Source organism: Mesorhizobium newzealandense (genome assembly GCF_042682145.1).
GTDB lineage: Bacteria > Pseudomonadota > Alphaproteobacteria > Rhizobiales > Rhizobiaceae > Mesorhizobium > Mesorhizobium newzealandense.
The window spans coordinates 120,386-132,389 of sequence record NZ_JBHUGZ010000008.1; the positions used below are offsets into that span (position 1 = coordinate 120,386).

The following is a 12,004-nucleotide window of genomic DNA, read 5'->3' on the forward strand; positions in this document are numbered from 1 at the left end:
TCATTTCAGACAGGGGTTTCAACATGACTGGACGCAACGACATCGACGCACTTCGCAATCTGTCGGGGGACATCTGGAATGTCGCCGTCGACGAATATCAGGGCGGCTTTCTCAAGCGCCGCGATCTCCTGAAATATGCTGCACTGCTCGGCCTCACCGGCTTTGCCGCCTCGCAGGGGCTTGGAGGCGCGCGCGCCGCGGCCGCTGGCGGCGGCGGCACGGTCCGCGTCGGCCTCGGTCAGCCGACCAAGGCGATCGATCCCGTCTCGGTCACCGATCCGGCCAGCATCGGTGTGATCAGCCAGGTCGGCGAATATCTGATCCTCGACGATCCGAAGGACGGGCTGCAGCCGAAGCTCGCTCTGTCCTGGGAGGCCGACGAGACGGCCAGCCGCTGGACCTTCAAATTGCGGCAAGGGGTGAAATTCCACGATGGCCGCGCGGTTACCGCCAAGGACGTGGTGGCGAGCTTCGAGCGGCTTGTCGATCCGGCCAGCGGCTCGTCGGCACTGTCGGCCTACAAGGGCATCCTGTCCAAGGGTGGCGCCAAGCTGGTCGACGATGAAACGGTCGCCTTCGACCTCGACGGTCCGAACAGCAACTTCCCCTTCTATGTCTCCTCCGACGTCTACAATGCCGTCATCCTGCCGGCCGACTATGCCGGCGATTTCGAGAAGACTTTCAACGGCACCGGCCCGTTCAAGCTCGAATCCTTCCGTCCCAAGCAAGGCGCCAGCTTCGTGCGAAACACCGAGTATTGGGGCGACAAGGCGCTGCCTGACCGCGTCGAGATCAAGTTCTTTGACGACGAGCAGGCCCAGGTGCTGGCGCTGCAGGCCGGCCAGCTCGATGTCATCCCGAGCACGACGCGGCTTGAACTGGCGATCGAGGGCAATCCCAACTTCAAGCTGCTCAGCGTGCAGGCGAGCTCGCATGACGAGGTGCATCTGCGCACCGACCAGGCGCCGTTCACCGACAAGCGCATCCGCCGCGCGCTGGCGCTCACCCTTGACCGCGAGGCGATTGTAAAAGGGCTGCTGAAGGGCCGTGCCATCGCCGGCAACGACACCCCGTTCGCGCCGATCTTCCCCTCGGCCGATCCGTCGGTGCCGCAGCGCAAGCAGGACATCGCCGAGGCCAAGCGGCTGCTCGGCGAGGCGGGCGTGCCGAACGGCTTCGAGGTGACGCTGACCACCGAGCGTGCCTATGACATTCCCGACTATGCCGTGCTGATCCAGAACTTCGCCAAGAAGGCCGGCATCGACGTCAAGCTCAACGTTCTGCCGCAGGACGCCTATTACGGCTCGGCGACCTTCGGCAGCTCGCCCTGGCTGGATTCGGTTCTCGGTATCACCGATTTCGGCCACCGCGGCACACCCGACATCTTCCTCAACGCCACGCTGAAGAGTTCGGGAGCCTGGAACGCAGCCCATTTCAACAACCCGTCCTATGATGCCCTGCTGCTCGACTATTCCAAGGCGCGTGACCTCCAGGCGCAGCGTCTTGCCGCCGGCAAGATCCAAAACCTTTTGCTCGACGAGACGCCAGTGATCATCAGCTACTTCTCGCAGTACAGCCGCATCACCGGCAACAAGGTCGAGGGCGTGCGCTTCACCGCGATTTCGCATCTGCTGCTCGACCGCGTTACCTTCGTCCAGGCATGATGCCGGAATACCGAAACAGACCCCTGTCCCGATCGCATCGGGATGGGGCAGGGTCCAGGCGAGGCGGCAAGATGCGATGGTGACCGGCCGCACTCTGTCGGCGCGCGTGGGCACACTTGTGCTGACGTTGTGGCTGGTCAGTATCCTGGTCTTCTTTGCCGGGCAGGTTCTGCCCGGCGATGTCGGCCGCGTCATGCTCGGGCCCTTTGCCGACGCGCAGGCGGTGGCGGAACTGAACAAGCGGCTGGGCGCCGACCAGCCGGTTCTCGTCCAGTACTGGCGCTGGTTCAGCAACGCGCTCACGGGTGATTTCGGTACCTCGCTGTCGATGCGCGCGCCGGTGGCGCTCTTGGTGCTGGAAAGCCTCAAGCGCTCCGCGGCGCTTGCCGGGATCATCCTGGTTTTCCTCGTTCCGCTGGGGGTCGGCGCCGGCGTCATCGCCGGTCTCAATGCCGGCCGTTTGATCGACCGGCTGATCGTGATGGCGGGTGTGTCCTTCGGCATCGTTCCGGACTTCGTGTCCGGCCTGATGCTGCTCATCGTTTTTGGACTGTGGCTGAACTGGTTCCCGATCTCAGGCGTCGCGCCCGATGGCGCGGGCTTCTGGACGAATGGCTATTATCTGATCCTGCCGGCGCTGCCGCTGGTGCTGAACCTTGCCGGGTATATCGCCCGGATGACGCGGGCGGGCGTGATCGAGGCGATGGCCGCCGACTACACACGCACCGCCGTCCTGAAAGGGCTCGAGCGGCGCGAGATCATTTTTCGGCACTTGCTGCGCAATGCGCTGACGCCGACCGTCGCGGTGCTTGCGACCCAGACCGGATACATGCTTGGCGGGCTGGTGGTGATCGAAGCGCTGTTCGGCATCCAGGGCCTTGGCAATCTGGTGCTGAACGCAGCCAAGGCACGCGATTTCCCGATGCTTGAGGCCGGCGTCCTGATGATGGCGGCGATATTCGTCCTTTCGGCGGCGGCAGGCGACCTCGTGCTGGCCCTGCTCGATCCGCGGCAACGCCGCCGGGCATCGTCATGACGGATCTGGCGGAGTTTCCCGCCCCGCGACGCGCCGCGGTCGGCCTACCGGCAGTGCGCAGGATCGGCAGTGGTTTTGCCCGACTGCCCCCGTCGGTCGTGGTCGGTTCGCTGGTGCTGCTGTTCTGGGTCGCCTGCGCGCTGTTCGGCAATCTCTTCGTTCCCTACGATCCCTATGCCGAGGATTTTCTGGCGATGCTGACGCCGCCCGATGCGCTGCACTGGTTCGGCACCGACCAGCTCGGCCGCGACGTGCTGTCCCGCATCGTCGTCGGGTCGCGCGACATCCTGCTGGTTGCGCCGCTCGCCACGCTTGCCGGCGTTGCCACCGGCAGCATCATCGGCCTGGTGCTCGGCTATTTCGACGGCCTCGTCGATGCCATCGGGGCGCGGCTGCTCGACACGCTGATGGCGTTCCCGTTCATCGTCCTCGTCACCATGACGCTTGTGGCGATCGGGCCATCGAACCTGACCGTCATTCTGGTGATCGCCATCGCCTACGCGCCGCTGGTGGCGCGGACCGTCCGCGCCGCTGTGCGCGAGCAGAAAGAGCGCGACTATGTCAGCGCCGCCCGGCTTGGCGGGGAGGGTGCGCTCGCCATCATGTTCCTGGAGATACTGCCCAACATCAGGGAGATGATCCTGATCGAGCTCGTCACCCGGCTGGGATACGCGTTCTTTTCGATCGCCACGCTGAGCTTTCTCGGGCTTGGCATCCAGCCGCCTTCCGCCGACTGGGGGCTGGCCGTCGCCGACGGCTACGGCTTCCTGACCGGCGGCAAATGGTGGGTCGTCGTCTTCAATTCCGCGGCAATCGTTTCCCTGGTGATGGCGACCAACCTCATCGCACAAGGCATAGGTGCCTTCGAAAATAGCGATGTGTAGGTCCTGATCTTTTTCCGCCATCACGGGGCGATGGCGGAGCGGAAAGTCATACTGTCAGAACCGTCGAGACCCTTGCGAAGCCGGGTGCGCTGAGCGCCCAGGATAGGGCTCGATGCGATCCCCGGCATTGCGATCGCGATCCTTCCGTCGACAAAATCCTTCCATCTTCGCGGCCAGCCCGATGGCGGGGCGGCACGCTTTATGGGGGACGGCCAAACAGGGCCGTTGACGCTGGCCCCCTTTACCCCCTAGGATTAAATCAAATTGATTTACGTTACCCGCCCGAAGAGGCGGAAATGCCGATCAACAATGGGAGATGAAGTATGACTGCCAGGCTGCCAGACCCGCATATGCGTTATCCGCAAGACCCGTCGACGGCCATTTCACGCCGGCGGCTGTTCATTGGCACGGCGTTCGTCGCCGCGACCATCGCCACGACCTTCTCCTTCGGTGCACGGCCTGCGTCCGCCGAATCGGTGCTCGCCATGCACATCGAGGAGCAGACGAGCTGGGTGCAGAACTTCAACCCGTTCGACCTTGGCGGGCGCCGCCAGAGCACGATGGATTTCGTCTACGAGCCGCTGGTCATCTTCAACGACTATGACAGCGGCAAGCCGATCTTCAGGCTGGCGACGGGCTACAAATTCTCCGACGATCTGAAGTCGATCACCTACACGCTGCGCGACGGCGTCAAATGGTCGGACGGTCAGCCGCTGACTTCGGCCGACATGAAATTCACGCTCGAGCTGATGCTGAAGAACCCTGCGGTCGACATTGTCGGCGTCGGCGGCAGCGTTGCCTCGGTCGAAGCGCCTTCGCCGACCGAAGTGAAGATCACTTTGAAAGACGTCGACACCCATTTCCCGGAATCGATGGCCGATTTCCCTGTCGTGCCCGAGCACATCTGGAAGGATGTCGCCGATCCGCTCGCCTTCAAGAACGAGAAGCCGGTCGGCTCGGGTCCGATGACCGAGATCCGCCGCTTCACGCCGCAGGTCTACGAGCAGTGCCGCAACCCGAACTACTGGGACGCCGCCTCGCTGCATGTCGACTGCCTGAAGCTGCCGCAGATCTCCGGCAACGACCAGATGCTGGCATTGCTGCCGGATGGCTCGATGGACTGGATCGGCTCGTTCCTGCCCGAGATCGACAAGACCTATGTCGCGCTCGACAAGGACCACAATGGCTACTGGCAGCCGCCGGCGGAAACCATCGCCTTCCAGATGAACTTCAAGACCGCCAATCCCGCGCTGGCCGAAGCCTTCAACGACATCAACTTCCGCCACGCCTTCAGCCTGGTCATGGACCGCACCGCGATGGTCGACATTGCCGGGTTTGGCTATCCGGTGGTCAATCTGCACGCCAGCGGCCTGCCGCCGCGCTTCGACGCCTGGCGCAACAAGGCGGCCGAAGGCGACAAGGATGTGTGGATGACCTACGACGTCGACAAGGCCAACAAGGTGCTTGACGACGCCGGCTACAAGAAGGGCGCCGACGGCATGCGCACCACGCCGAAGGGCCAGCCGATCGCCTTCTCGATCATCGTTCCCAATGGCTGGACCGACTGGATCGACGCCGTGCAGATCGCCACCGAAGGCCTGCGCAAGGCCGGCATCAACGCCTCGGTGGCGACGCCGGAATACGAGCAGTGGCAAAAGCAGATTCTCGACGGCTCGTTCGATGCGGTGATGAACTCGCGCGCCGACGGTCCGACGCCGTTCCGCGGCTACTACCAGTCGCTGTCGACGGCCTTTGCCGGGCGCATCACCAGTGCGCCGTCGCGCTACTCCAATCCGGAACTGGACAAGGTGTTCGACGCCTACCGCAAGGCAACCACCGACGAGGAGCGCAAGAAGCTGTTCGACCAGGTGCAGGTGATCATCGCCGACAATTTCCCGGTCGTGCCGGTGTTCAACGGACCGACCTGGTACCAGTATTCGACCAAGCGCTTCACCGGCTGGGTGACCAAGGACGAACCGGTGATGAACCCGGAGGACCATGACAACAACCGCATGCGGTTGATGCATCTGCTGCGCCTGAAGCCGGTACAATAGGCCTATCGGTACGCCCTTCTCCCCGTGAGGGGAGAAGGGTCCGTGTGTCTGGCTTCGGTGGCGGTCGCCGCGAGGCCAGACGCCGGACATGGACAAACGACTGCAGCCGCTTCTTCGCCCGTCGCCTTCTGCGACAGCTTCTCCGCCGAACGGAGAAGGCAACCGAGCACAAGGAATAGCCGATGCGGATTCCTCTTCGACGGCTTGGGGTCTATTTCGTCGCCTTCCTGTTTGCCATCGTGATGAATTTCACCGTTCCCCGGCTGATGCCGGGAAGCCCGGTCGACGGCATGATCGCGCAGCTCGGGCCGCGCGCGACACCGGCGGCGATCGAGGCGATCAAGGCCCGCTTCGGCGCCGTCGAACAGCCGATCCTCGGCCAGTTCGTCGACTACATCACCGGTCTCGCCCGCTTCGATCTCGGCGTATCGGTGAAATACTATCCGCAGACCGTCACCCAGGTCCTCGCCCGTTCGGCCGGCTGGACCGCCTTCCTGGTCACCACGGCGATCATCTTTTCCCTCTGCGTCGGAGTCTCCCTCGGCGCAGTGGCAGCCTGGCGGCGAGGCGGACGCTTCGATGCGTTCGTCTCGCCGTTTTCTGTCGTGCTGATCGCAATTCCACCAGTCATCATCGGGCTGGCGACCCTGTTCACCTTTGGCGTGACGCTGCGCTGGTTTCCGGTCGGCTACGCCTACAATCCCGATCTCGATCCGGGCCTGAACTTCACCTTTTTCGGCAGTGTCTTCTGGCACGCGGTGATGCCGGTGCTGACGCTGTCGCCCTATCTGATCGGTGAATTCCAGACGACGATGCGCTCCTCGATGATATCGGTGCTCGGCGAGGACTATGTCACCATGGGCCGCGCCAAGGGGCTCGGCGAGACCGCGGTGATGTTTTCATACGCGGCGCGAAACGCCATGCTGCCGGTGCTGACCAATCTCGCGCTGATGCTGGGCGCCGTCTTCGGCGGCTCGATCGTCACCGAGATCGTCTTCAACTATCCCGGCCTCGGGCTGACACTGTTCACCGCCAGCGTCGCGCGCGACTATCCGGTCATCCAGGGCCAGCTGCTGCTGATGACGATGGCGACGCTCGGCGCCAATCTGCTGGTCGACATCCTCTATGGTGTCGTCGATCCGCGCATCCGGGAGGAACGGGCATGAACTTCGGTTGGCAACTCCTGTGGCGGCAGAAGAAGGCCGTCGCCGGCCTGATCATCGTCACGGCGCTGTGCCTGATGGCGCTGCTGGCGCCGATCCTGGCGCCGACCGATCCGGGCGAGCGCGTCGGCCGCTCGCACCAGCCGCCAACCGTCGGGCATTATTTCGGCACCACCAAGATGGGCCGCGACGTCTATGCGCAATTCGTCTGGGGCGCGCGCCCGTCGCTGGCCGTCGGCTTCGCCACCGGCCTCTTCATCACCGCGCTTGGCACCATCATCGGGCTGGTCGCCGGCTATTTTGGCGGCCGTACCGACGCGACGCTGGACCTGATCACCAATGCGGTGCTGGTCATCCCCAACATTCCGCTTTTGATCCTGCTCGCATCCTTCGCCGGCACGGTCGGGCCGGTCGCCATCATGATGATCATCGCGCTGACCTCGTGGCCGTGGGGCGCGCGCATGACACGCTCGCAGACGATGGCGCTCCGCAATCGCGAGTTCGTCACCGCGGCGCGCATGGTCGGCGAGCCCTCATGGCGCATCATCTTCGTCGAGATCCTGCCCAATCTGGTGCCGCTGATCGGCATCAACATCGTCGGCTCGATCATCTACGCCATCGTCGCGCAGACGACGCTCGAATATCTCGGCTTCGGCGATCCGCTCAACGTCACCTGGGGGACGATGCTCTACAATGCGCAGAATTCGTCCGCAATCATCGTCGGTGCGTGGTGGGACATCAGCGCGCCGGCGGCCGGCATCGCCCTGGTCGGCCTTGGCCTCGCTCTGCTGAATTTCACCTTCGACGAGATCGCCAATCCGCAGCTGCGCTCCGGCCCGGCGCTCAGCCGCTGGCTGCGCCTCAGCCGGCTGCGCAAGCGTGAACTGGAGGCGGCACGGTGAGCGAGGCGCTGCTGCAACTCCGCGACCTCAGCGTCGACTATCTGCTCGACAAGGGTGCCTTTCGCGCGGTCAAGAACGTGTCCTTCGACATCGGCCGTGGCGAATTGTTCGGGCTTGCCGGCGAATCCGGCTGCGGCAAGAGCACGATCGCTTACGCCATCACGCGCCTCGCCAAGGCGCCTGCCTGGGTGGCGGGCGGCGAGATCCTGCTCGACGGCCAGGATCTTTTGAAACTGCCGGAAAGCCGGCTGCAGGAGGTACGCTGGCGGCGGATCGGCATGGTGTTCCAGAGCGCGATGAACTCGCTCAACCCGCTGATGCGGGTCGAGGCGCAGTTCCACGACGTGCTGCGCCGGCATACCGGCTCGTCGCGCGAAAAATCGCGGGCGCGTGCCGAAGAGATGTTCAAGCTGGTCGGCATTCCAGCCAGCCGGCTGACCGACTATCCGCACCAGTTCTCAGGCGGCATGCGCCAGCGCATCGTCATCGCCATCTGCCTGGCGCTGAAGCCGGAGCTGATCATCATGGACGAGCCGACGACGGCGCTCGACGTGGTCGTACAGCGCGAAATCCTCGAGCAGGTCATCGACCTGCAGCGCGGCTATGGTTTCTCGGTGCTGTTCATCACCCATGACCTGCATTTGATGGCGCAGCTCTGCCACCGCATCGGGGTGATGCTGAAGGGCGAACTGGTCGAGGTCGGCGATGTCAGGCAGGTCAGCCGCGCGCCTGCGCACGATTATACGCGAAAGCTCTGGGGCGCGATCCCACAACTGCCCGGCCACCCCGCGGTGAAGGACGCGATCGCATGAATGCCGTGACGACTGTTCCTCCGGCAACCATCGCGGCCGAGCCGATCGTCAGGCTGGACGGCATCGAGCGCAGCTTCGGCTCGGTGCAGGCGTTGCGCGGTGTCTCGCTGTCGCTGAAGGGCGGCCATGCGCTGGCGCTGGTCGGCGAATCCGGCTGCGGCAAGACCACCTGCGCCCGCATCATTTCGCGCATGGACACCCCGACCGGCGGCGAGATGCTCTACCGCGGCCGCAACATCACGCAGACCGGCACGGCCGCCGAGGAAAAGGCCTACCGCCGCGCGGTGCAGATGGTGTTCCAGGATCCGTTCGCCTCGCTCAACCCGGTGTTTTCGGTGCAGCATCATCTGGCGCGACCGCTGGCGCTGCATGGCCACGCCAAAAGCAAGGCGGAGCAGGTGCGTGGCGTCGCCGATCTGCTTAACTGGGTCGGGCTGGAGCCGGCACTGACCGCGCACAAGTTTCCGCATGAACTGTCGGGAGGCCAGCGCCAGCGCGTCAACATCGCGCGTGCGCTCGCCGTGCAGCCCGACGTGCTGGTCGCCGACGAGCCGACCTCGATGCTCGATGTCTCGATCCGCCTCGGCATCCTCGAACTCCTGGCGCGCATCAAGCAGGAGCGGCAGCTGGCGTTGCTCTACATCACGCATGACATCGCCACCGCTGCCCATGTCGCGGAGGAGGTGATCGTCATGTTCGCCGGCCAGATGGTCGAGTGGGGCGATACACTCTCGGTGATCGGCAATGCCCGCCATCCCTATACACAACTGCTGCTTTCGGCTGTGCCGGACCCCGACAGGCCGTTCGTGGCCGGCGACAGCGCGCGCTTTCTCGGCCACGCCGAGGAGGTGCGACGGTTGAGCCGGCCATCCTGCGCCAAGGTCGATCAGGTCGGCCCCAACCATTTCGTCCGCGCGCTGGGCGCCGTTTCCTGAACTGACATCACAGGGTTTCCATGGACTATCTCGTCAATCTTTCGCTGCTTGCTCCCGATCCCGAACTCGATGCGCGCATTCGGGGCGCCGCCGTCACCATCCGCCGGGCGCTGGCGCCGGAACTCGAACTGGTGACCGGCTGGGTGCGGCAGACATTCAGCCCGGGCTGGTCGAGCGAGACGACAGTGGCGTTCTCGCGCCAGCCGGTCTCGTGCTTCCTGGCGACACGCGACAGCAAGCTGGTCGGTTTTGCCGTCTACGATGCGATCGCGCGTGGCTTTTTTGGCCCGACCGGCGTCGACGAGGCCGCGCGCGGTGCCGGCATCGGCCACGCGCTGCTGCTGGCCACGCTGCTCGACATGCGTGTCATGGGCTATGGCTACGCCATCATCGGCGATGTCGGCCCGTCCGAATTCTACGAGCGCACCGTCGGCGCCAGGCAGATCCCGGATTCCGAACCCGGCGTTTATGCCGGCCTGCTTAAAAACCTCGATTGATTTCCCATCTGAAAGTTCATCATGACATCCAAATCCGCATTCCGGCTGGAAACCACCTGGGCGCCGGCCACCGCCAGTGAAAAACTCGCCTATTCACTGACGCTCACCAATTTGTCGTCGAAGGCGATCGAAGGATTTGCGCTGTGCGTTAGCGGCCCGGCCCGCATCGATCCGGCCGTCACTGTCGAAGGCGGCAGGCTGGCGGAGCGGCTGTCCAACCATTCCGAATTCGCGCCGCCGGACGGTTTCGTGCTGGAGCCGAATGAGGCATGGCCCATCACCGCGCATGGGCTGAGCTATCCGCTGCGGCACTGGACCGACGGCGCCACGGCTGCCTACCTCGTGCTTGCCGATGGCACCGTAGCCCCTGTTGCGTCGGTTCCGACCAAAGCGATTGGCGACAATGCGGTGTTGAAGCGCGGCGCCGAAATCTATCCGGTGCCCGCGCGGGCGCCCGTGCCGGTCTCGATCATCCCGTGGCCGCAAACCGTCGCGGTCTCCAGCCGGCGCGCGGTTCCACAAGGCCTGGCACTTCGGCCGAACGGTGCTGCGGCCGCCGATGCCGCCGGTGCATTCGGTACCCTGGTCGACAGCCTGTTCACTGTCGAGGGCATCGTACGCAACGAGGCCGAAGGCGGTTTGCCGGTCGAGCTCGGCATCGCGGACGGGTTTGGCCCGGAGGCCTATGCGATCGGCTTTTCAGCCGATGGCGTCGCGGTTTCGGCGGGGACGAAAACCGGACTGTTCTACGGGCTGGTGACGCTCGGCCAGATCCTGCGCGGGGCGCGATCGCACCCCGAGACGTTTGTTTTCCCGACTGAAGGCGAAATCCGCGATCAGCCGGCGCTCGGCTGGCGCGGCACGCATCTCGACGTTGCCCGGCAGTTTTACGCAACGGCCGAGATCAAGACCTTCCTGCGGATCCTTGCCTGGAACAAGCTCAACCGCTTCCACTGGCATCTGTCTGACGACGAGGCGTGGCGGGTCGAGATATCAGCCTATCCGGAACTGACCCAGGTCGGCGCGTGGCGCGGCCATGGGCTGCCGGTGCCGCCCTTGCTGGGCTCGGGCCCCGAGCCGAGCGGCGGCTACTACACCAAGGCGGCGGTGCGCGAGGTCGTTCAACTGGCCGGCCAGCTCGGCATCGAGGTCGTGCCGGAGATCGACGTGCCCGGGCATTGTTACGCGATGCTGCAGGCGATCCCGGAACTGCGCGACCCCGGCGAAGGCGGCGAGTATTTCTCGGTGCAGGGGTTTCCCAACAATTGCATCAATCCGGCGCGGCCGGAAACCTACCATGTGCTGGAAAAAATCCTCGACGAACTGATCGAGCTGTTTCCGTTCAAGACCATCCATATCGGCGCCGACGAGGTGCCGCTGGGCGCCTGGTCCGGCTCGCTGCAGGCGCTGGCGCGGCTCACGGAGGTTGGCGGCGAGGGGCTGGCGGCCGCGCATGCCAAGCGCCTCAACGTGGTCACCAACACGCACGGCGCCGATGAGATCGACGGCTCCGGCGCGGCGGTGCTGCAGGCCGAATTTCTCCAGCGCATACAATCGTTCCTTGCATCTCGCGGCTGCATCACCGGCGGCTGGCAGGAGGCGGCGCATGGCAACGTCATCGACAAGCAGAAAAGCTACCTGTGCGGCTGGCGGACGGTGGAAGCCTCGGCCGCCCTTGCGGGCGAAGGCTATGCGATGGTGGTCTGCCCCGGGCAGGTCTACTACCTCGACATGGCCAACAGCCCGGCATGGTCGGAACCGGGTGCGGCCTGGGCCGGCTGGTCCGACCCGGAGAAGCTGTATGGCTTCGATCCCGTCGAGGGCTGGACGGACGATCAGAAGACGAAACTGCTCGGCGTGCAGGCCTGCATCTGGTCGGAGCCGATGACCGACCGCGCTGTCTTCGACCGGCTGGTGTTTCCCCGCATCTCGGCGCTAGCGGAAACCGGCTGGACGCGGCCGGAGCGGAAATCCTGGGAAAGGTTCAAGGCGCTGGCCGGGCTCATGCCGGTGCTCTACGGGGCGAATCTTCTTGTTTGAGCATGATCCTTTTCCGA

Annotated in this window: 10 protein-coding genes; all 10 read left to right on the forward strand. The window is 64.6% G+C overall.

Features of this window, described 5'->3' with window-relative positions:
- Nucleotides 1–23 precede the first annotated feature (23 nt).
- The 10 genes from ACFSOZ_RS13570 (at nucleotide 24) to ACFSOZ_RS13615 (ending at nucleotide 11,987) form a co-directional block, all read left to right on the forward strand.
- Nucleotides 24–1,664, forward strand: coding sequence for an ABC transporter substrate-binding protein (locus tag ACFSOZ_RS13570; RefSeq protein WP_379098496.1), 1,641 nt, complete (start codon nucleotides 24–26; stop codon nucleotides 1,662–1,664).
- A gap of 76 nt (nucleotides 1,665–1,740) precedes the next feature.
- The gene (locus ACFSOZ_RS13575; RefSeq protein WP_379098498.1) at nucleotides 1,741–2,700 is read left to right on the forward strand and encodes an ABC transporter permease; all 960 of its coding nucleotides are present in this window, start codon (nucleotides 1,741–1,743) and stop codon (nucleotides 2,698–2,700) included.
- Nucleotides 2,697–3,584 carry an ABC transporter permease gene (locus ACFSOZ_RS13580; protein WP_379098501.1) on the forward strand — a complete coding sequence of 296 codons (888 nt, stop codon included), beginning with the start codon at nucleotides 2,697–2,699 and terminating at the stop codon, nucleotides 3,582–3,584. The genes ACFSOZ_RS13575 and ACFSOZ_RS13580 overlap by 4 nt, the downstream gene beginning before the upstream one ends.
- Before the next feature lie 350 nt (nucleotides 3,585–3,934).
- Nucleotides 3,935–5,638: an ABC transporter substrate-binding protein gene (locus tag ACFSOZ_RS13585; protein ID WP_379098816.1), complete on the forward strand. Its 1,704-nt coding sequence runs from the start codon at nucleotides 3,935–3,937 to the stop codon at nucleotides 5,636–5,638.
- 182 nt (nucleotides 5,639–5,820) lie between these two features.
- Complete coding sequence (locus ACFSOZ_RS13590) at nucleotides 5,821–6,804, forward strand: ABC transporter permease (protein WP_095091099.1); 984 nt, start codon at nucleotides 5,821–5,823, stop codon at nucleotides 6,802–6,804.
- Nucleotides 6,801–7,703 carry an ABC transporter permease gene (locus ACFSOZ_RS13595; protein ID WP_379098504.1) on the forward strand — a complete coding sequence of 301 codons (903 nt, stop codon included), beginning with the start codon at nucleotides 6,801–6,803 and terminating at the stop codon, nucleotides 7,701–7,703. The genes ACFSOZ_RS13590 and ACFSOZ_RS13595 overlap by 4 nt, the downstream gene beginning before the upstream one ends.
- Nucleotides 7,700–8,515: an ABC transporter ATP-binding protein gene (locus ACFSOZ_RS13600; RefSeq protein WP_379098507.1), complete on the forward strand. Its 816-nt coding sequence runs from the start codon at nucleotides 7,700–7,702 to the stop codon at nucleotides 8,513–8,515. The genes ACFSOZ_RS13595 and ACFSOZ_RS13600 overlap by 4 nt, the downstream gene beginning before the upstream one ends.
- Nucleotides 8,512–9,450, forward strand: a complete 939-nt coding sequence (locus ACFSOZ_RS13605; RefSeq protein WP_379098510.1) for an ABC transporter ATP-binding protein — start codon at nucleotides 8,512–8,514, stop codon at nucleotides 9,448–9,450. Before ACFSOZ_RS13600 ends, ACFSOZ_RS13605 begins: the two co-directional genes overlap by 4 nt.
- Before the next feature lie 20 nt (nucleotides 9,451–9,470).
- Nucleotides 9,471–9,947 (forward strand): GNAT family N-acetyltransferase, encoded by a 477-nt coding sequence (locus ACFSOZ_RS13610; RefSeq protein WP_379098513.1) that lies wholly within the window; start codon nucleotides 9,471–9,473, stop codon nucleotides 9,945–9,947.
- A 21-nt stretch (nucleotides 9,948–9,968) separates the two neighbouring features.
- Nucleotides 9,969–11,987: a beta-N-acetylhexosaminidase gene (locus tag ACFSOZ_RS13615; RefSeq protein ID WP_379098516.1), complete on the forward strand. Its 2,019-nt coding sequence runs from the start codon at nucleotides 9,969–9,971 to the stop codon at nucleotides 11,985–11,987.
- Nucleotides 11,988–12,004 lie beyond the last annotated feature (17 nt).

What these genes read in the sequence shown, in the direction of transcription:
- ACFSOZ_RS13610 (WP_379098513.1), top strand. Translation starts at nt 9,471, where the DNA reads ATGGACTATCTCGTCAATCTTTCGCTGCTTGCTCCCGATCCCGAACTC.
- ACFSOZ_RS13580 (WP_379098501.1), top strand. Translation starts at nt 2,697, where the DNA reads ATGACGGATCTGGCGGAGTTTCCCGCCCCGCGACGCGCCGCGGTCGGC.
- ACFSOZ_RS13605 (WP_379098510.1), top strand. Translation starts at nt 8,512, where the DNA reads ATGAATGCCGTGACGACTGTTCCTCCGGCAACCATCGCGGCCGAGCCG.
- ACFSOZ_RS13595 (WP_379098504.1), top strand. Translation starts at nt 6,801, where the DNA reads ATGAACTTCGGTTGGCAACTCCTGTGGCGGCAGAAGAAGGCCGTCGCC.
- ACFSOZ_RS13575 (WP_379098498.1), top strand. Translation starts at nt 1,741, where the DNA reads ATGGTGACCGGCCGCACTCTGTCGGCGCGCGTGGGCACACTTGTGCTG.
- ACFSOZ_RS13585 (WP_379098816.1), top strand. Translation starts at nt 3,935, where the DNA reads ATGCGTTATCCGCAAGACCCGTCGACGGCCATTTCACGCCGGCGGCTG.
- ACFSOZ_RS13615 (WP_379098516.1), top strand. Translation starts at nt 9,969, where the DNA reads ATGACATCCAAATCCGCATTCCGGCTGGAAACCACCTGGGCGCCGGCC.
- ACFSOZ_RS13590 (WP_095091099.1), top strand. Translation starts at nt 5,821, where the DNA reads ATGCGGATTCCTCTTCGACGGCTTGGGGTCTATTTCGTCGCCTTCCTG.
- ACFSOZ_RS13570 (WP_379098496.1), top strand. Translation starts at nt 24, where the DNA reads ATGACTGGACGCAACGACATCGACGCACTTCGCAATCTGTCGGGGGAC.